This is a genomic window from Pararobbsia alpina (genome assembly GCF_902859895.1).
GTDB classification, from domain to species: Bacteria; Pseudomonadota; Gammaproteobacteria; order Burkholderiales; family Burkholderiaceae; genus Pararobbsia; species Pararobbsia alpina.
The window spans coordinates 152,350-172,073 of sequence record NZ_CADIKM010000008.1 but is presented as its reverse complement, the minus strand read 5'-3'; the positions used below and the strand labels follow the sequence as shown (position 1 = coordinate 172,073).

The following is a 19,724-nucleotide window of genomic DNA, read 5'->3' as shown; positions in this document are numbered from 1 at the left end:
TTATGAAGAGGTCATTCCACAGTGTCAAGAGTGGGATGCATTACCGATTCTGGAAGCGTTCACTGTTCCGCGCCGACCCGCTCGCGAATCTGTGGCCACGCCAGTTTCATGTAGTACAGCATCGACCAGATCGTCAGCACCGCCGCAAGATAGATCAGCCACAGACCCCAGACGCGAGCGTCGAGCCACGTCCTGCCCCCCACGACCAATGGCGCATTGAACAGCAGCAGCGGAATGGCCGTCATCTGGCAGACAGTCTTGAACTTGCCGAGCGAATTGACGGCCACGCTGCGCGAGGCGCCGATATGCGCCATCCATTCGCGCAGCGCGGAGATCGCGATCTCGCGTCCGACGATCACAAGTGCGATCACCGCGTTGAGGCGTCCGAGTTCGACCAGGATCAGCAGCGCCGCGGTCACCATGAGCTTGTCCGCGACGGGGTCGAGAAAGGCTCCGAACGCGGAAGTCTGATTCAGCTTGCGCGCAAGAAAGCCATCGAACCAGTCCGTCAGCGCGGCCAGAACGAAGATCACGGCCGCCGCCAGATTCTTCGAGGGCACCGCCATCATCAGATCGGGGACGTAAAACACTCCGACGACGAGCGGAATCAGGACAATTCGCAGCCACGTCAGGAAAATCGGCAGATTGAACGGCATGGGCATCGCGCGGACGAAAACGAGAGTGCCATTGTGCCCTGTTCAGAAGCCGACGAACAACCGGACGCAATTCCGGCAAACGAGAAAATAGGCCGCTTAGTGCAATTGACGGTAAATCTGCTCGGCCAGCGCCCGCGAAATCCCTTCGACGCTCGCGAGTTCGTCTATGCTTGCGGAGACCACCCCGCGCAAGCCGCCGAAGCGCGCAAGCAGCCGTTGACGGCGTTTCGCACCGACGCCTTCGAGTTCTTCGAGCCGCGAGCTTTGCCGGACCTTGGCACGCTTGGCCCGCATCCCGGTAATCGCGAAACGGTGCGCTTCGTCGCGGATCTGGGCGATCAGCATCAGCGCGGCGCTGTCCTTGCCAAGTTCGAGTGAGGCTCGGCCGTCGGCGAATACAAGTGTTTCGAGACCGACCTTGCGCCCCTCGCCCTTCGCCACCCCGACCAGGATCGAGATATCGATGCCGAGCTCGGTGAACACCTGTCGCGCGATCTCGACCTGCCCCTTGCCGCCGTCGATCAACACGATATTCGGCATCGGTGTCACGACAGGCGAAGAAACCGATGCCACGGCGGGCGACCCGGCGATCTCGGCCGGATCCTGCTCGATATCCGCGACCTGCACTGCATCGCCGGCACTCGCCGCGGCCTGCGCGAGAATCTTCTCGTAGCGCCGGGTGAGGACCTGCCGCATGGCCGCATAGTCATCACCCGGCGTGATGCCATTGATGTTGTAGCGACGGTATTCGCCCGACTGCATCTTGTGATGATGGTAGACCACGCAAGAGGCCTGGGTCGCTTCGCCCATCGTATGGCTGATGTCGAAACACTCGACGCGCAACGTTCCGAGGTCTTCACATTCGAGGCTCAGGATGTCGGCCAGCGCGCGCGTGCGCGCCTGTTGCGAACCCTGCTCGGACAGCAACCGCATGAGTGCGAGCCGCGCACCCTGCTCGGCCATCGCGAGCCAGGAACGCTTTTGTCCCTGTGGCTGACGAATCAGCGCGACCTTGCGACCGGCCTGTGCGGCAAGCAATTCAACGACCTGGCGGTTGCCAGGAAGATGATTGACGATGAGTACCGGCGGGATCACATGGTCGATATAGTGCTGGCCGATAAACGCCTCGAGCACCTCGGCTTCAAGTGAACGATTGGCCTCGCTGCCGGGGACGGCTCCGGCAGGCAAGCCTTCTCCACGATCGTCGGAAAGGCTCCCTTCGCCGGGCTCGGCTTCCATGTTGGAGCCAGCCGCGACCTCGCCGCCTGCCTCATCGGGATCACCAGCCTCATCGGTATCGTCTGTCTCATCGAAATCGCCATCCTCATGGCTAGCGTCACGGATTCCGACGTCCGGGGTGTCGATATCCTCATCGATTCCACGCCCCTCTCCAAAGCGCTGCGCGCGCGCTTCCGCCCGAGCCAGCGCCCGATCGTGCTCGATCTCGCCGACCTCGTGCGCGGCCGCGAGCAGATCGACCGGTGCTTCATCCTCCAACACGTCGTCCACCAGCGCATTCCCGACCTGACTTGGAAAGTAGGCCTTGTCGCCCAGATGCCGGCCGCCGCGAACCATCGCGAGATTCACACAGACCTTGCCGCCGTGGGCCACCACTGCGAGGATATCGGCGTCGTTATCGCCACCCGTCTCGATTGTCTGCTGATGCAGCACCGCGGCCAGCGATTTCATCTGATTGCGTACCGCGGCTGCCTGCTCGAACTTCAGGTCGGCAGCGAAGGCATGCATCTTCTGTTCAAGATCGTGCATGACCTCGGTCTGCCGCCCCCCCAGAAAGCGAGCCGCATTCTGCACGTCGACCGCATAGTCCTCTTCGCTGATATTGCCCACGCATGGCGCCGTGCAACGCGAAATCTGATGCAGCAGGCACGGACGTGCGCGATTCGCAAACACCGAGTCCTCACAGGTTCGCAACTGGAACACGCGCTGCAGGATCTGAATGCTTTCGCGAACCGCCCATGCATTCGGGAAGGGACCGAAGTATTGATGCTTGCGGTCGACCGATCCCCGGTAATAGGCCATCCGCGGAAACGCGTGGCCCGTGAGCTTCAGATACGGATAGGACTTGTCGTCGCGAAACAGGATGTTGTAGCGCGGCGCCAGCGCCTTGATCAGGTTGTTCTCAAGCAGCAGCGCTTCGGCTTCGGAGCGCGTGACGGTCGTCTCGAGCCGCGCGATCCGGGTCACCATCATCGCGATGCGCGGCGAAAGCAGTGTCTTGTTGAAATAACTCGAAACCCGTTTCTTGAGGTCGCGCGCCTTGCCGACGTAGAGCACGGCACCGGCCACGTCGTAGTAACGATAGACGCCAGGCAAGTGCGGCAACTGCGCAAGAATCGGTTTCGGGTCGAAAACGTCGGTTTCGTCGGACATACTAAATGGGGATGAGCCGGCGGATCGGCACACGGCGGCATTCGTGGCCACCGCGTCGGGCTGCACTGACGGCTGCACTAAAATCGCGAGTCTAGATGATACCTAGCCCGCGCACTCCTGTTCACTCTGGATTCCGATGACTTCACGCCCGCTTGCCTGCGATATCTTTTGCACCGTCGTCGACAATTTCGGAGATATCGGCGTGGCGTGGCGACTCGCGCGCCAGCTGGCCGCGGAATACAAATGGTCGGTCCGGCTCTGGGTCGACGACCTCACGACCTTTGCACAGCTCGCGCCGGGCCTCGATTCCGCGCGGCGCTGGCAGCGTCACGGCGATATCGTCGTCGAGCATTGGGGCGAGCCGCTCGGTGAACAGGAAACCCTCCAGATCGCCGACGTCGTGATCGAAACATTTGGCTGTGACCTCCCGGCTGCCTACCTTGCCGCCATGGCGGACCGTAGCTCCGCCCCTGTCTGGATCAATTTCGACTATCTGAGCGCAGAGGATTGGGTCCGCGATTTCCATCTGCGGCCTTCGCCCCATCCGCGACTGCCGCTCATCAAGTGGTTTTTCTTTCCAGGGCTTGGCCTGCATACGGGCGGCGTGCTGATCGAACGATCCCTGGCCACTGAACGCGCGACCTTCCAATCAGATCCCTCAGCGCGACACGCCCTGTTCGATGCTCTGGGTATCCCGATGCCGGTCGCCGATACCACGGTGGTCTCGCTATTCGCCTATGAAAATCCGGCGGTCGCGAGCCTTCTCCAACAATGGCGGGAAAGCCCGACACCCGTACTCGCGCTCGTGCCAGTCGGCCGGATCGGTCCGCAGATCGCCCAGTTCCTCGATCTCCCCCGGTTCGACGCAAGCGTTCGCGAAACGCGCGGGGCGCTGTCGATCCACGCGCTGCCGTTTGTCGATCACCCGACCTACGACAGGCTGCTCTGGTCTTGCGATCTCAATTTTGTGCGTGGCGAAGACTCGTTTGTCCGTGCACAGCTCGCAGGCCGCCCCTTCGTCTGGCACATCTATCCGCAACACGACGACGCTCACCTGCCCAAGCTCGAAGCCGCGCTGGCACGCTATGGCCGAAATGTCGACGCGCCCGCGGCACGTGCGTTACAGCGGCTCTGGCATATGTGGAACGGCGTCAGCGCGCCGGCGGACGGCCCTTGCGCCGACCACGCCGATCACGACCCCGCTCGCGGCCTTCTGACGCGTACGCCCCCCTCCGACGTGCCGGTTGCCGCCGGCTCTGCGCGCGAGCCGGCCCGAGACCTTGGCCCCCAGGATCATTGGCAGTCTTTCCTACGTTATCGCGTCGCGCTCGACGCGCGCGCGCGCGACTGGCTCGCCGACCTCGAAGCGCCGGGCCACGTTGCCGCTAATCTGGCGGAATTCGTCGAAAGCCGGTTAAAATAAGCTGTTTTTCAATAGCTTAGACTTGTCGAGCGAAGGCACCCCGGACATTCCGGCCGTTGCCCCTGCCGTCCCATGCACTAGCGGACACGGCGACATCGAAATGCCGAAGCCGGGTCATGTGTCCGTGTCCGCGTAAAAGCGGGGATCAAGCCCGGCTCCCGCGTCCGTACATGCCCGTTCGCCAGGTTGAGCCACCCATTCAGGTAACAGGACAGTTTTTTATGAAGACCGCACAGGAACTCCGCACGGGCAATGTCGTAATGATCGGCTCTGAACCGATGGTCGTGCAAAAGGCTGAATACAACAAATCGGGCCGCAACTCCGCGGTCGTCAAGATGAAGTTCAAGAATTTGCTGACCGAAGCGCCGAGCGAATCCGTCTACAAGGCGGATGACAAGTTCGACGTCGTCGTGCTGGACCGCAGGGAAGTGACGTATTCGTATTTCGCCGATCCGATGTATGTATTCATGGACGCCGACTACAACCAGTATGAAGTCGAGGCGGAAAACCTCAGCGACGCGATTTACTACCTCGAAGACGGCATGCCGTGCGAAGTCGTGTTCTACAACGACAAGGCAATTTCGGTCGATCTGCCGACGACGCTGGTCCGCGAAATCGCCTATACCGAACCCGCCGTCAAGGGCGACACGTCGTCGGGCAAGGTGCTCAAGAACGCCAAGCTTTCGAGTGGCCTGGAACTGCAAGTACCGCTGTTCTGCGCAATCGGCGACAAGATCGAGATCGATACACGGACGAACGAATACCGCAGCCGCGCGTAATCGAGGATGCGCCTCGCGCATCGGCTTCGCTAGAAAAAGCGCCCATTTGGGCGCTTTTTCTTTTTTTCACATTTACCTCTCCAACAAGGCAAGATTTACCGGCGTACTTGGATCACCAGGGTGAGCCATGGTTCACGCTTTCCTCCTCCCGTACCCGCTGCGCCTTTGCGCCACAAGGATCGCGCCATCACAGTTTCAAAATGGCACGACTCCTGCTTTGCCCCTCTCGCAGTTATCCCGAAAATAAGTCTGAACCGTAACGCGGAATCTTCGTGCCGTCGCCTTCCGCGACGACCTTAACTGAACGCACCAGTCAACGTCATGCCACATGCGCTTATCGTAGAAGACGACCCGAACAGCCTTTCCGGACTGGCGGCCATTCTCCAGGCCGACGGATTTTCCGTCGATGTCGCCGCGACGCTAGGCGACGCCCGTGACGCGTTGACCCGCTTCATTCCAGATGTCGTGCTGATCGATCTGAACCTGCCGGACGGCAAGGGGCTCGACCTGCTTCAGCACCTGCCTTCACAGCCGCCCGACGGCAATGTGCCGGTGATCGTGATGACAGGGAACGCGACGGTCGAATCGGCGATCGAGGGCCTGCGGCACGGTATCTGGGATTACCTGCTCAAACCGGTCAGCATCCCTCGCCTGCGCAGCCTGCTTGCACGGATTCCGCGCCCTTACGAACTCAGCGAGGAAGTGCAGAGCCTGCGTTCGACCCTGCGGGAACTCGGCCGCTTTGGCCCGATGGTCGGACGCTCGGAACCGATGCAACGGGTCTACGACGCGATCGAACGGGTTGCACCGACCGAGTCCGCCGTGCTCGTGCACGGCGAGACGGGCACTGGCAAGCACACGGTTGCGCATGCGATTCACGAGATGAGCCGGCGCCGCAAAGGCCCGTTTGTCCGCTTTGACTGCGCCGCCCCGCGCGACAACAACCGGCCGTTCGAGAGCCTGTTGTTCGGCCACGAACGCGCTGCGTTCCCCGGTGCGGACCTTCGCATGACCGGCGTACTCGAGGAAGCCGCAGGCGGCACGCTGTTCGTCGACAACGTCACCTCGTTGCCGCCTGGCCAGCAAGCCGCTGTGCTCGGCGCGCTCGAAGGCCGCACCCTCAGGCGGGTCGGCGGCACGCAGGACACCGCCGCCGACTTCCGGCTGATCGTGGGCACGGAACGGATACCGTCGCAAGCCATCGCCGAGGGCGTCTTGCTCGACGCACTCGCCCAGCGGTTCACGGGCGCGACGATCCCATTGCCGCCGCTGCGCGAACGCGGTGCGGACATCGAACTGCTCGCGCAGCATTGCATCGATGAATCCAATAGCGAGACCGGTCTGCAAAAGCGTCTGGGCCAAGGCGTGCCGCGGGAGCTCCAGGCCTACGACTGGCCCGGCAATATCCGCGAACTGTTCACGGCCCTGCGGCATGCATACCGGACGTCGGACGAGACGATCGACACGCTGCGCTCCGCCGACGGTGCGCGTTCGACGGCGTTCAGCAGCGTACAGATCACGGTCGGCACGCCGCTCGCGACGGTCGAGGAATTGCTGATCCGCGCCACGCTCGACGCGGTGGGCGGCACGCGCCACCGCGCGGCCTCGATGCTCGGCATCAGCCCGAAAACGCTCTACAACAAGCTGCAGCGCATGAAGATGAGCTAGCGCGACGCGGGCAGGTGGGTTGTCAGGAATTCGCGTGCGCTGCGATAGTCCGCTTGCCTCGTCAGCTTCTTCCATTCGGGAGCCTTGCCCCTCGGCCGCAAGCGCTTGATGCGGCGCTGAGACTGACGGGAGGGTTCATAGACGAGCCCCTGCAGCACCTTGTCGGCCTCAAGAGGTTCGTTGCAAACGAGCACCATGTCGCAGCCGGCCTCGAGCGCGGCATTCGCACTGGCGAGATGGTCGCCGACCGCGCGCGCGCCGTGCATCGACAGATCATCGCTGAAGATGGCTCCTTCGAACCCTAGCCGTCCGCGCAAGATTTCAGTCACCCATTTCTTCGAGAATCCGGCCGGTAGAGAATCGACCTGGGGATAGACGACGTGCGCGGGCATCACGGCCGTCAAGGCGATCCCCATCCATGAATAGGGCCGTGCGTCAGCAAGCAGATCGTCGAGCGGACGGTCGTCGATGGGCATCGCATGATGCGAATCCGCTTCGACAAATCCGTGCCCCGGAAAATGCTTGCCGCAGTTCGCCATGCCCGCCATCGCAAGACCATGCGTGAGATTCTTCGCAAGCATCGCGGCCACCCGCGGGTCGCGATGGAAGGCGCGACTGCCGATCGCCTGCGACTGGCCGTAGTCGATGTCGAGCACCGGCGTAAAGCTCAGATCGATGCCGCAGGCGCGCAGTTCCGAGGCCAGCACCAGCCCCGCGGCGGTCGCCGCCTGGCTGCCGAGGAACACATCGCGGTCCCATAGCGCGCCGATGTCGCGCATGGCGGGCAGGAGCGTGAATCCGTCCGACCTGAAACGCTGGACGCGCCCCCCTTCCTGGTCGACGGCGATCAGCACGTCGTCGCGAACCGTGCGAATCTGCTCGGTCAGCAGGGTCAGTTGCGCACGGTCGATGAAATTGCGAGCGAACAGGATGACCCCACCCGTCAGCGGATGCGCGATCCGGCGCGCATCCTCGTGGGTCAGCGTCGAGCCGACGATATCGAGCATCACAGGGCCCACGATACGTTTGAATCCGATCAATTGCTTTCCTTGCTGTTGTGGTTCGGGTCGTCTTCCGACTCCAGTGCGCTTCGGCCGTTCAGCCCTTTGGGTCCTTTCGGCCACCCTTGGGCAATCAGGCAGCGGCTGTCTCGGCGATCACAAACGCGACGGCGTACTCATGCTCGTCGGAGATCGTGACCTTTGCGCTGAGGCCGCGCTCGGCAAGCCATGTCGCCAGTTCACCCGAGGCGACTACGACAGGCTTGCCACTCGGCTCGTTGAGCGTCTGCAACGCGCGCCACGTCATCGGCCAATGCATGCCGAGGCCGATCGCCTTCGAAAACGCCTCTTTCGCGGCGAACCGCGTCGACAGGTAGGCGAGCCCGCGCGGGGCGGAGCGCGCTGCGCGGGCGTGGTAGGTCTTCAGTTCGTCGGGGCCGAGCACCTTCTCGGCGAAGCGCCCGTTCGTCCTCTCCATCACGCCCTGTACGCGATTGATCTGCGTGATGTCAGTGCCGATCCCGTAGATCGCCATATCGAGTCCTCGATTCCTTCTGGTGCACCGGGGCGCCAGTGTTCCGATGCGTCAGTGCCGCGATAGGTTCGCCGGCCCGTTACCTATCGCGCGTGTTGCCCGCGCAGCGATGCGAGTCGCGAGGCAACCATGATTGCCTTCATTTCGCGCACCGCATTGTCCCAGCCCGCGAACAACGCGTGGGCCACGATCGCGTGGCCGATATTGAGTTCCTCGATCCCGTCGAGCGCCGCGATCGCCTGCACGTTCTGATAGTGCAGTCCGTGGCCCGCATTGACCTTGAGACCCAGCGAACGCCCGATCGCAAGACCGGCGGCCACGCGTTCAAGCTCACGGTCCCTCACCTTGTCGTCATGGGCTTCGGCATAGCTGCCCGTATGCAGTTCAATAACCGGCGCGCCCGCCTCCGCGGCGGCGCGGATCTGCGTTTCATCGGGATCGATGAACAGCGACACGCGAATGCCCGCGTCGGCCAGTTGTCGGCATGCCGCCGACACCGCCTCGAAATGCCCTGCGACATCGAGGCCGCCTTCGGTGGTCAGCTCGTGGCGTTTCTCGGGGACCAGGCAGACATCCTGAGGTTTGACCCCGCATGCGATATCGAGCATCTCGGCCGTGACCGCGCATTCGAGATTCATCTTCGTGCGCAGTTGCGGACGCAGCGCCTGGACATCGGCATCACGGATATGGCGGCGGTCTTCACGCAAATGCAGGGTGATCGAATCCGCGCCCGCCAGTTCGGCCGCAAGCGCGGCTCGGATCGGATCGGGGTAGTCGGTGCCGCGCGCATTGCGCAGCGTCGCGACGTGATCGATATTGACACCGAGTTCGGGAAGGCTCGAAGGTGAAGACAGTGGGAAGAGGAAGCTCATAGATTTTGCAGGTCGATCAGGATCTGGCGCGTATTCAACGGTGTACCCCCGAGATGGTAGTTGAGGACAAAGCGCATGAGGTTGCGGCTTTGCGCCGCCGTCGCCGTGCGCTGATAGTCATCGCGCTCCATGTCGAGGAGCGTCTGGCCCGACACTCGCGGCCAGTGCGCCGGGTCGCCGTCGCGCGGCAGACGCACGCCGCGCTCGGGATCGAATACATAAGAGACCGATGCCGTGATCGCATCGTGGGTGTCGCAGGTGCGATCGAAGTTCATTGCATACCCCGTTTCGCGCAGCAAGACCCGTTCGAACGAGCGCAGCACCTGGACCGGCGGTTCGTCGTGGGCAAGCCGCGTGAGCGTCAGTACATAGTGGTCGAACAATTGGGAATGCGCGTCTTCGCGTGCACAGAACTTGACCAGAAGTTCGTTCGCATAGAAACCGCACAGCAGTGCGTCACCCGTCAGTGGCAGCATGCCGCCGAGCCATTCCGCCGTCGTCAGCGTGCGGACTTCGGATTTGCCGAGCCACGAAAGCGCCAGTGGCTGGAAGGTCTGGAGCACGCCGCGCAGGGCCGAGTGCGGCCGCTTCGCCCCCTTGGCGACAAGTGCAAGGCGGCCGTGCGAACGCGTGAACACGTCGACGATCAGGCTGGTCTCGCGATGGGGATAACTGTGCAGCACGAAACCTGGCTGATGCAGCACCCGGTGTTCGGTACGGGTGCCCAGACGCAGTGGCGTGGGCGCTGGCGCATAGGTTTGTGCGCCTTCCTCCGGTGCGGCCGGCGCGGTACGCGGCGTGGCACCGGGCCGGCGCGTGCGCGCCTTCGGGCGAAGCCGCGTGGGCGGCTCGTCGTCGGTCTCGAGTTCGTCTACCGGCGCGCCGTCATTCGTAACCATAGGCGCGCAATCCGGCCTCATTGTCGGCCCAGCCGCTCTTGACCTTGACGAAGACCTCGAGATAGATCGGACCGTCGAACAGCTTCTCCATATCGAGCCGCGCGTCGGTGTTGATCTGCTTGAGCTTCGCGCCCTTCTGACCGATCACCATCGCCTTGTGTCCGTCACGGTCGACCAGGATGGTCGCGAAGATCCGGCGCAGACGACCTTCCTGCTCGAATTTCTCGATCAACACCGTGCTGGTGTACGGGAGCTCATCGCCAGTCCAGCGGAACACCTTCTCACGCAGGATTTCGGCAGCAAGGAACCGCTCCGAGCGATCCGTCAGGTCGTCCTCGCCGTAGATCGGCTCGCCTTCGGGCAGATGCGGCATCAGCGTCGTCAGCAGATGCTGGATGTCCTCCGGCCTCTTCGCCGACATCGGGATGATCTCGTTGAATTCGCGGACCTGGCTGACTTCATCGACGAATGGCAGCAGATCTCCCTTGTCGCCGACCCGATCGATCTTGTTGGCGATCAGGAAAACCACGGCATTCGCGGGCAGCAACTTCAGCACTTTCTCGTCGTCGGGACCAAAGCGGCCGGCTTCGACGACGAACAGCACGACATCGACACTCGAGAGGGTCGAGGTCACCGCGCGGTTCAGCGAACGGTTCAGGGCCGTCGCATGCTGCGTCTGGAAGCCCGGGGTATCGATGAAAATAAACTGGGCCCCGGCTTCGGTACGAATGCCGGTGATCCGGTGGCGCGTCGTCTGCGCCTTGCGAGACGTGATGCTGATCTTTTGCCCGACCAATGCATTCATCAGCGTCGACTTGCCGACATTGGGTCGGCCGACGATCGCGATCATGCCGCAGCGGAAGGGAATCTCGGGTGAACTCATGACGATGTATCTCTGAGAGGCGGGCTGGCGGTCAAGACCGCTCAGGCACCCGCACGACCTGCGGGGTGTCGTCCGGCCTCGGTCGCGAGGGTCTCGGGCGTGGCAGGTTCGGCAGCGAGGCTGGCTTTGGATGAGGTGGAGTCGGCGGGCGGCAACGCCTTACCGCTTTCGTTCTTGACCGTGTCAAGGGCGCCGTGGATGACTGCGACGGGTGCGGGCAAGGAGGCTTTGTCCGGCGGCGGATGCACGGCCGGCGCCTTTCCGACTGAAGACTGGACGAGGGTCGGTTTATCGGCGGTCGGCTTGTCTGCGGTTGGCTTTTCGGTGGGCGGCTTGTCAACGGCCGCTTTTTCAGCGGTCGCCTTGTCGGAGACGGCCTTGTCCGAGACCGGTTTGTTGGACGCAGCTTTTTCAGGCACGGACTTTTCCGGGACCGCTCTGTCTGAAACCGCTTTGTCCGAGACCGGCTTTTCCAGCCCTTTTTCAACCGTCTTTTCCGCGTGGTGGGCTCGTTCGGCACGCGGCGGGCGGCTTGGCGGCGCGCGCAAATCGAGCGCCTGCTGAATCGCCGCGTCGGCCTCGGCCTGCTTCGCAGCGGCGCGAGCACTCTTCGAACGCTTCGATTTTGCCGTCAGGCTCGGCGCAAGTGTCTGCATCTCGTCGAGCGCCTTCTTGGCGGCGGCCTGCTCGGCGGCGCGACGGCTCGCGCCCGAGCCGAATACCTTGATATCCAGCTTCGGCACGAGGCATTCGACCTCGAACTGCTGGTTATGCGCGGCACCGTGTGTCGCGATCACCGTATATTGAGGCAATGCGATCTTGTGCCCTTGCAAATGCTCCTGCAAAAGCGTTTTCGCATCCTTGCCGAGCGTTCGGGGGTCGATATGGTCGAGAATCGGCGAATATAGCCGCCGGATCACCGTTTGAGCGGCATCAAATCCCGAATCGAGGAAGACGGCCCCGAGGATGGCCTCGAGCGTATCCGCCAAAATCGACGGCCGGCGAAACCCGCCACTCTTGAGTTCGCCTTCGCCAAGGCGAAGGAATTCAGCAATACCGAGCCCCTGAGCCAGCTCGTATAACGATTGCTGCTTGACCAGATTCGCGCGCACGCGCGACAGGTCACCCTCGTCCAGCTTCGAAAAGCGTTCGAACAGCAACGACGCCACCACACAATTCAAAACGGAGTCGCCAAGAAACTCGAGCCGTTCATTGTGCGTGGCGCTGTGGCTGCGATGGGTCATCGCCTGGCGCAACAATTCCGCATTGCGGAATTCGTAGCGCAACCGGCTTTCCAGTTGGGACGGAGGCATGGACCAAGTATAACCCGCCCGCCAAGGCGGGCGGAAAACGGCGGAAGGGCCGTCGCGCGGGCGGCACAGCCCAGCGCGACGGCATGCGATGCTGCTTTATTCGAAGCCGCCGATCCGCTTGAGGCTCGCGAAATTCAGCCAGATGAAGAAGGCGCGGCCGACGACATTTTTGTCCGGTACAAAACCCCAATAACGGCTGTCTTCGCTGTTGTCGCGGTTGTCGCCCATCATGAAATAGCTGCCGGGGGGCACCGTGCAGATCACACCCATCGCGTTGTACTTGCAGTTCTCGCGATACGGATAGTCCGAAGCTCCCATCACGAACGGTGGCACCTGCGCATTGTTCAGAATGTCGTGCTTCTTCGGCCCGAGCACCTCGGTAAAGCGTTTGTTGAACGACGGCGGATCGCGTTCGTCGTCGAGGAACTCGCCATCGGGCACCTTCGATACCGGCTGTCCGTTGATCGTCAGTTCCTTGTTCTGATAGGCAATCGTATCACCAGGCACGCCGACGACACGCTTGATGAAATCGACTGACTCATCCTTCGGAAAGCGAAACACCACGACATCGCCGCGCTGCGGATTGCCGAGCGGGATGATTTTCTTGTCGATGATCGGCAGGCGGATGCCATAGTCGAATTTGTTGACGAGGATGAAATCGCCGACGAACAACGTAGGCAACATCGAGCCGGATGGAATCTTGAAGGGCTCGACAACAAACGAGCGCAGCACGAATACCAGCACGATGACCGGAAAGAAACTTGCCGAATACTCGAGCCACCAGGGCTGGCGCAGCGCATTGTCACGCAGGCGCGAGCGAGTCGCTTGAGGATTCTCGTCGGCGAACCGTTCGCCGACCTTTTCCTGCTGTCTGTCGAATTCCCCTACTGCGGCTTCCGCCTTGCGACGGCGTCCGGGTAGAAATACCAGCTTGTCCGCGACCCAGGCAATACCAGTCAGTACGACCAGCACGAAGAGAATCAGCGCAAAATTCATAAAACGGTCCTGTCCTTATTTGTCTTCGACCTGGAGAATCGCGAGGAAAGCTTCTTGCGGAATTTCGACGCTGCCGACCTGCTTCATCCGCTTCTTCCCAGCCTTTTGCTTTTCAAGCAGTTTCTTTTTGCGCGAGATATCGCCGCCGTAACACTTGGCGAGCACGTTCTTGCGGAGCGCCTTGATGTTCTCGCGAGAAATGATGTTCGCGCCGATCGCGGCCTGGATCGCGACGTCGTACATCTGGCGCGGAATGATCTCGCGCATTTTCGCGGCAACCTGCCGGCCGCGATACTGACTTTGCGAACGGTGAACGATCACGGACAGCGCATCGACCTTGTCTCCGTTGATGAGCATGTCGACCTTGACGACATCCGCGTTTCGATATTCCTTGAACTCATAGTCCATCGAAGCATAGCCGCGCGACACCGACTTCAGACGATCGAAAAAGTCGAGCACGATTTCAGCCATCGGGATTTCGTAAGTCAGCTGAACCTGACGGCCGTGGTACGACATATTGATCTGCACGCCGCGCTTCTGCGTACAGAGCGTGATCACCGAACCCACGTATTCCTGCGGCATGAACAGGTTGACCGTCACGATCGGCTCGCGGATCTCTTCGATCTTCGAGCCATCGGGCATCTTCGAGGGATTGTCGACCGTGACGATCGTGCCATCGCGCTGAAGCACTTCATAGACGACGGTGGGCGCCGTCGTGATCAGGTCCATGTCGAACTCGCGCTCGAGACGTTCCTGCACGATCTCCATGTGCAGCAGACCCAGGAAGCCGCAGCGGAAACCGAAACCGAGTGCCTGCGACACTTCCGGCTCGTACTGGAGCGAGGCGTCGTTCAGACGGAGCTTCTCGAGCGATTCCCGCAGCGCGTCATACTGGTTTGCCTCGACCGGATACAGGCCGGCGAACACCTGCGGCTTGACTTCCTTGAAGCCCGGCAGCGGCTGCGGGGCGGGCCGGTTCGCGTGCGTGACGGTATCGCCGACCTTCGCAACATCGAGTTCCTTGATGCCGGCGATGATGAAACCCACCTGCCCCGCGGACATCACTTCGAGATTGCGCGACTTCGGCGTGAACACGCCGATGTGTTCGACCGGAAACTCGGCATCGGTCGCCATCAGGCGAATCTTGTCCTTCGGCCGCAGGGTGCCGTTGACGATGCGCACCAGCATCACGACGCCGACGTAGTTGTCGAACCACGAGTCGATGATCAGGGCTTGCAGTGGGGCCGACGCATCACCCTTGGGCGGCGCGATCTTGGCGATCACGGCCTCGAGCACATCCTCGACGCCGAGCCCCGTCTTCGCGCTGCAAAGCGTGGCGTCGGTCGCGTCGATGCCGATCACGTCCTCGATTTCCTGAATCGCGTTTTCGGGGTTGGCCGAAGGCAGGTCGATCTTGTTGAGCACCGGAACCACTTCGACCCCGAGCTCGATTGCGGTATAGCAATTCGCAACGGTCTGCGCCTCGACACCCTGGCTTGCATCGACGACCAACAGTGCGCCTTCGCATGCCGACAGTGAACGGCTCACTTCATACGAGAAGTCGACGTGCCCCGGCGTATCGATCAGGTTCAGGTTGTAGATCTGGCCATCACGCGCGCGATAGGTCAGTGCCGCGGTTTGTGCCTTGATCGTGATGCCGCGTTCGCGCTCGAGATCCATCGAGTCGAGCACCTGCGCCTCCATCTCACGGTCAGTCAGGCCGCCGCAAATCTGGATGATGCGATCCGCGAGCGTCGACTTGCCATGGTCGATGTGCGCGATGATCGAGAAATTGCGAATATGGTCCATTCAGGCGGGTACACAAAAAAGGCGCGCTCTTGATATTGCGGAGCACGCCTTCGGGAAGAGGGTTGAGCACCCGGCATTTTAGCTGAAATCGGCTGGCCGGACCCCGTTATTGGGCGGTTCAGCCGGGTCGGCGCTCAGAGGAGTGTTCGAAAGACCGGCCAATGCGCTGCCAAACTGGCTGTGAGGGAGTTCACCGGGCAGATTCGGCGCGCAGCGGCTGGCGTCGAGCACCGCGATCACCCGGGCAGCGTCGAGCCGATAGTGGCACAACTCCGTCTCGTTCGCGAGCACTACCGGTACACGCTCCCCATACCGGTCCTCGAGTGCCGGATCGCTGTCGACATCGATCACGTCGACCGGCACGCCATAGCGCTCGGCAAGCGGAGCAAGCGCCGCGCACAGTTCATCACAGAGATGGCACCATGCGCGACTGTAGACCGTGAGCCTCAATTCCATGAGCCTGATCAGCTTGCGCGCTACTTCTGCGCGTGCGGGCGCAAGGGCACGTACTGCGAGTTCTCTCCCCGACGCACAAGCACGGCCACCGCCTTCGATGGATCGAGACCTTTGACCACCGACTCGAGTTGTTTGACGCTCGTGATATCGGTGTCGCCGACACGAAGGATCACGTCGCCCTTCTGGATACCTGCTCGCGCGGCGGCACCGTCGGCCACGTTGACCAGCACGCCGTGGTCGAGTTTGAGCGCCTTGCGCTCGTCGGACGAGAGGTCGACCGCGGCGAGACCCAGTGCGTCCGTGGTCGGGGCCTTCGGTGCGGGCTTGGACCTCGAATCTGCCCTGGCCGGCTTGTCGGGCTGCATTTCACCGATGACAACGCTCAAGTCGCGCGTTTGACCCTTGCGCCAGATGGTCAGCGTCGCGTGCGTGCCCGGCTTCGTATCGCCGACCATGCGCGGCAGATCGGTGGCCACATCGACCGGACGGCCGTTGAACTTGAGGATGATGTCGCCCGCCTGGACGCCCGCCTTATCGGCCGGACCGCCCGGATCCACGCTACCGACCATCGCACCGGTCGCTTTCGGCAGACCCAGTGAATCGGCGACATCCTTCGTGACCTCGCCGATCGCGACCGCGATACGGCCGCGCGTGACCTTGCCGGTTGTGCGCAACTGATCGCCGACGCGCATCGCCTCGTCGATCGGAATCGCGAACGAGATCCCCATGAAACCGCCGGTGCGGCTGTAGATCTGCGAGTTGATCCCGATCACTTCACCTTGCATATTGATCAACGGACCGCCTGAGTTGCCCGGATTCACCGCGACGTCGGTCTGGATAAAAGGCAGGTAGTCACCCGTATCGCGGCTCTTCGAGCTCACGATGCCGGCGGTGACCGTGTTTTCGAGACCGAACGGCGAACCGATCGCGACGACCCATTCACCAACGCGAACCTTGTTCGAATCGCCGATCGTAATCGCCGGCAGATTGGTCGCGCTGACCTTGACGATCGCAACGTCGGTGCGTTCGTCAAAACCGATCAGCTTGGCCTTGAATTCGCGCTTGTCGGTCAGCGTCACGTAGATCGTGTCGGCATCGTCGACGACGTGCGCATTGGTCATCACATAGCCATCAGCGGTCAGGATGAAACCCGAAGCCACGCCGCTGTCCTGTTCGGTATCGTTACTGCCGTCGCCCTGGTCAGCGCTATCCGGCCCGTTGCCGGGCTCCGCGCCACTGCCGCCGTCATGGGGATTGCCGGGGTTCGCCTTGCCGCCACCACCACCGCCACCCGGCGGCGTCGGCATCGGAATACCGAAGAAACGCCGGAAGAATTCCGACATATCGCCGTTGTCCATGCCCGGCGGCAGGCCGTTCGGATTCGAACGCACCTTGGCCGTCGTCCGGATATTGACGACCGAAGGCCCCACCTTATCCACCAGATCGGTGAAATCGGGCAGATTGGCAGCCGGCAGCGCATGCGCCGCGGGCGCAGCCAGCGAAACAAACAGAAAAGCCGCTGCTGCGACAAATACGGCTCGCACCGATTGGAAGCTCATAAAGGGGGTTCGCCGATGTTTACTTGGACGGTTTGTATTCTATGGCAGAAGCAAACTGCTGCAATGCAAGTTGCGGCACTTCACCGACGACAGTGATCCAGAAATTGCCCGCCTTGCGTACGAGGATGTGAGTTGCCCCGCTGCTCGCGATGCCTTCCTTGCGGTCGCTCTTGCCTACCGGCTCGACGAATACCGACACGGCCGACAGCCCGTCACTATAGACCGCCTGGTCGACCTGGATCGGCGCGGCACCGGCTTCGCGCGCGGCCATCGGCCGGCGCAGCTCGCGAATCGCATGAAAACCTGCGATCGTCTGCGGTACCACCCAACCCTCGGCGGCCATATCGACCGAATCGAGCGGTGGATGCACCACGTTCCAGCCCGACATATCGCGCAGCGCGCTTGCGACGGTGCGATGGCCGTTGTCTACGCTGAAGCTCAACTGCGAAAACGCGATCTGCTCGAGCACCTGGTTGTTCGCATCGAGCGTCTGCGCACGCAACAGCAGGCTCGTCTTCTTGTCGTACCAGATCTGAAATGCGAAACGGTAGCCGTCCTTCGGCACCAGCATGATCACCCGGGCATCGAAGCCCGCCACGCGGTCCGTGCCGACCACACGCACATCGTAGGCATCGAGCACATGCGCGACGCCCCCGGCCAGCAGCGATGGGAACGCGAACTTGTTTTCGCGCTTGTCGACGATGCACAGCTTGCGATCGGGCAGGAAAGTCCAGACATCATCGTTCTTGCGCAAGGTGCGCTGGGGACGCCCGTCGAGCCCTTCGACGCGCTCGTATTCGTTGCCGTGATCGACGTAATGAACGATACGCGACGACTGGAAGCTGTTGCCCCGCTGATAAATGAAGGTGCCTTCGAAATTTTCCTGCTTCGCCGCGCGATCGATCCGCGTCAGCCAGGCTGCGGCATCGGCATGCGAAGCCGGCGGCGGGCTGAGGCCGCCGGTGCTCACTGCGCTGCCAGGCGTGCCAGCTGCGGAAGCCAAAGCCGCATCAGAAGTCGATGCGGCGAATGCGCCACCCGCCCTCACAACACCGGCGACAAGCAATATGACGGTAAACAACGAAACGGCCGCCATCTGCAGCCGCTTCACTTCAGACCGACCGACCACGCGCGAACCACGCATCAATTCGCGCCCGCCGAATAGAGTGCCGATCGCACATAGGGCGAACCGGTATCGCCGGGATGCGAGGCGAACTGCATATGCGCTTCGAGATACTGATCGAGCGCCGCGTCACGGATCACGTTCACCTGCGCGGAAATAGGTGCAGCGGGTGCCGCCGCCATCGCCACCTGGCGCACATCCGTGGCTGGCACGCCTGCGGCGCTCAGCGCGGCGGGCGAAATGCCGATCATGCCCGGGTTGCCGAGATGCTGGAGTTGCGGCAGCACGACCCAGCTCAGGATCGCCGCAGCCGCGGCTACCGCGAATGCGGGCACAACGCGCCGGCGCAAACCGGCCGATGCGGCGACGACAGACGGGTCGGCGTCGCCGGCCATTGACGGGGACGACCCTCCCGTCGCCGGAGCGGCGAACCAGTGAGCATGCGGCGCCGGCGCGAGCAAATGCGGTTCATCGGCGAGCCGCGCCGAAAACCGCGACATGAAGCCTGCGTCGTCCGATGCATGTTCGGCCAGATCGTCCGAGCGCAGCACATCGCCGACGAGATGATAGGTAGCCCAAGTGGCGCGATCCTGCGCGTCGAGTTCAAAAATAAACTGATCGACTTCCGGCACCGACTGGCTGTCGATGATCGCCGACACCCTTTCAGCGCGGGCGGCGGCTTGCGTGTGCGTCGAGACTGACCCCATGGTGTTCCCCATCATTAAAAACCACCCTGTACTTGCGAGTTGGATGCCGGTCAACTACCAGCGCTTGCCTTCCGGCGTATCGAGCAAGGGACGCAACTTGGTCGCAATCGCCTCGCGCGCCCGGAAAATCCGGGAGCGCACGGTGCCGATCGGGCACCCCATCACTTCCGCGATTTCTTCGTAACTCAGCCCTTCGATCTCGCGCAACGTGATTGCGGTGCGCAATTCCTCGGGCAAGGACGCCATCGCCGCATTGACTGTCTCGGCGATCTGCTTGCTCATCAACATCGATTCTGGCGTGTTGATATCCCTTAGTTGGTCGGCCTCGGCAAAAGTTTCAGCCTCTTCAGCATCCGCTTCCGTCGAAGTGGGCGCCCGGCGCCCCTGCGTTGCAAGGTAGTTCTTCGCCGTATTGACGGCAATCCGATACAGCCACGTGTAGAACGCCGATTCGCCGCGAAATTGCGGCAGCGCACGATAGGCCTTGATGAAGGCATCCTGGGCGACATCTTCCACCTCGGCCGGGTCGCGGACAAGGCGTGAAATCAGGCGGATGATTTTCCGTTGATATTTCGCGACAAGCAGCTCGAACGCCGCTTTGTCGCCTTTTTGCACACGTTCGACCAGAACCTGATCGATTTCCTTTTCGCTCAC

18 protein-coding genes are annotated in these 19,724 nt (G+C 62.1%); 3 read left to right on the top strand and 15 right to left on the bottom strand.

The features are described from left to right. Window positions 1–59: 59 nt before the first annotated feature. Window positions 60–656 carry a CDP-diacylglycerol--glycerol-3-phosphate 3-phosphatidyltransferase gene (gene pgsA / locus HV670_RS11675; protein WP_175104934.1) on the bottom strand — a complete coding sequence of 199 codons (597 nt, stop codon included), beginning with the start codon at window positions 654–656 and terminating at the stop codon, window positions 60–62. Window positions 657–752: 96 nt separating this feature from the next. Then, window positions 753–3,047, bottom strand: coding sequence for an excinuclease ABC subunit UvrC (gene uvrC / locus HV670_RS11670; protein ID WP_175104933.1), 2,295 nt, complete (start codon window positions 3,045–3,047; stop codon window positions 753–755). A 136-nt stretch (window positions 3,048–3,183) separates the two neighbouring features. Between uvrC and earP the strand changes: the two genes are divergently transcribed. The 3 genes from earP (at window position 3,184) to HV670_RS11655 (ending at window position 6,917) form a co-directional block, all read left to right on the top strand. After that, complete coding sequence (gene earP, locus HV670_RS11665) at window positions 3,184–4,470, top strand: elongation factor P maturation arginine rhamnosyltransferase EarP (RefSeq protein WP_175104932.1); 1,287 nt, start codon at window positions 3,184–3,186, stop codon at window positions 4,468–4,470. 221 nt (window positions 4,471–4,691) lie between these two features. Next, complete coding sequence (gene efp, locus HV670_RS11660) at window positions 4,692–5,249, top strand: elongation factor P (protein WP_175104931.1); 558 nt, start codon at window positions 4,692–4,694, stop codon at window positions 5,247–5,249. 321 nt (window positions 5,250–5,570) lie between these two features. Next, a complete protein-coding gene (locus tag HV670_RS11655; protein ID WP_175104930.1) occupies window positions 5,571–6,917 on the top strand; it encodes a sigma-54-dependent transcriptional regulator in 1,347 nt (448 codons plus the stop codon). Here HV670_RS11655 and nagZ read toward each other — a convergent pair. The 13 genes from nagZ to rpoE all read right to left on the bottom strand — a co-directional run bounded on the left by nagZ (window position 6,914) and on the right by rpoE (window position 19,724). Next, window positions 6,914–7,924 (bottom strand): beta-N-acetylhexosaminidase, encoded by a 1,011-nt coding sequence (nagZ, locus tag HV670_RS11650; RefSeq protein ID WP_175104987.1) that lies wholly within the window; start codon window positions 7,922–7,924, stop codon window positions 6,914–6,916. The genes HV670_RS11655 and nagZ overlap by 4 nt on opposite strands. A 127-nt stretch (window positions 7,925–8,051) precedes the next feature. Beyond that, entirely contained in the window at window positions 8,052–8,453 is a 402-nt protein-coding gene (acpS, locus tag HV670_RS11645; RefSeq protein WP_175104929.1) for a holo-ACP synthase, read from the bottom strand. A gap of 83 nt (window positions 8,454–8,536) precedes the next feature. Next, entirely contained in the window at window positions 8,537–9,325 is a 789-nt protein-coding gene (locus HV670_RS11640; protein WP_175104928.1) for a pyridoxine 5'-phosphate synthase, read from the bottom strand. Next, a complete protein-coding gene (gene recO / locus HV670_RS11635; protein WP_175104927.1) occupies window positions 9,322–10,224 on the bottom strand; it encodes a DNA repair protein RecO in 903 nt (300 codons plus the stop codon). The genes HV670_RS11640 and recO overlap by 4 nt, the downstream gene beginning before the upstream one ends. Beyond that, entirely contained in the window at window positions 10,211–11,107 is an 897-nt protein-coding gene (gene era / locus HV670_RS11630; protein ID WP_175104926.1) for a GTPase Era, read from the bottom strand. The genes recO and era overlap by 14 nt, the downstream gene beginning before the upstream one ends. Window positions 11,108–11,148: 41 nt before the next feature. After that, on the bottom strand, window positions 11,149–12,420 hold the full coding sequence (gene rnc, locus HV670_RS11625) for a ribonuclease III (protein ID WP_175104925.1): 1,272 nt from the start codon (window positions 12,418–12,420) through the stop codon (window positions 11,149–11,151). Between the two features lie 96 nt (window positions 12,421–12,516). Beyond that, window positions 12,517–13,416: a signal peptidase I gene (lepB, locus tag HV670_RS11620; protein ID WP_175104924.1), complete on the bottom strand. Its 900-nt coding sequence runs from the start codon at window positions 13,414–13,416 to the stop codon at window positions 12,517–12,519. A 15-nt stretch (window positions 13,417–13,431) separates the two neighbouring features. After that, window positions 13,432–15,225 carry a translation elongation factor 4 gene (lepA, locus tag HV670_RS11615; protein WP_175104923.1) on the bottom strand — a complete coding sequence of 598 codons (1,794 nt, stop codon included), beginning with the start codon at window positions 15,223–15,225 and terminating at the stop codon, window positions 13,432–13,434. Between the two features lie 78 nt (window positions 15,226–15,303). Beyond that, window positions 15,304–15,681: a glutaredoxin family protein gene (locus tag HV670_RS32020; RefSeq protein WP_175104922.1), complete on the bottom strand. Its 378-nt coding sequence runs from the start codon at window positions 15,679–15,681 to the stop codon at window positions 15,304–15,306. Window positions 15,682–15,701: 20 nt separating this feature from the next. Then, a complete protein-coding gene (locus HV670_RS11605) occupies window positions 15,702–17,240 on the bottom strand; it encodes a DegQ family serine endoprotease (RefSeq protein WP_175104921.1) in 1,539 nt (512 codons plus the stop codon). Between the two features lie 19 nt (window positions 17,241–17,259). Then, window positions 17,260–18,384 (bottom strand): MucB/RseB C-terminal domain-containing protein, encoded by a 1,125-nt coding sequence (locus HV670_RS11600; RefSeq protein WP_175104920.1) that lies wholly within the window; start codon window positions 18,382–18,384, stop codon window positions 17,260–17,262. Further along, complete coding sequence (locus tag HV670_RS11595) at window positions 18,384–19,070, bottom strand: sigma-E factor negative regulatory protein (protein WP_175104919.1); 687 nt, start codon at window positions 19,068–19,070, stop codon at window positions 18,384–18,386. Before HV670_RS11595 ends, HV670_RS11600 begins: the two co-directional genes overlap by 1 nt. Window positions 19,071–19,124: 54 nt before the next feature. Next, on the bottom strand, window positions 19,125–19,724 hold the full coding sequence (gene rpoE, locus HV670_RS11590; RefSeq protein WP_175104986.1) for an RNA polymerase sigma factor RpoE: 600 nt from the start codon (window positions 19,722–19,724) through the stop codon (window positions 19,125–19,127).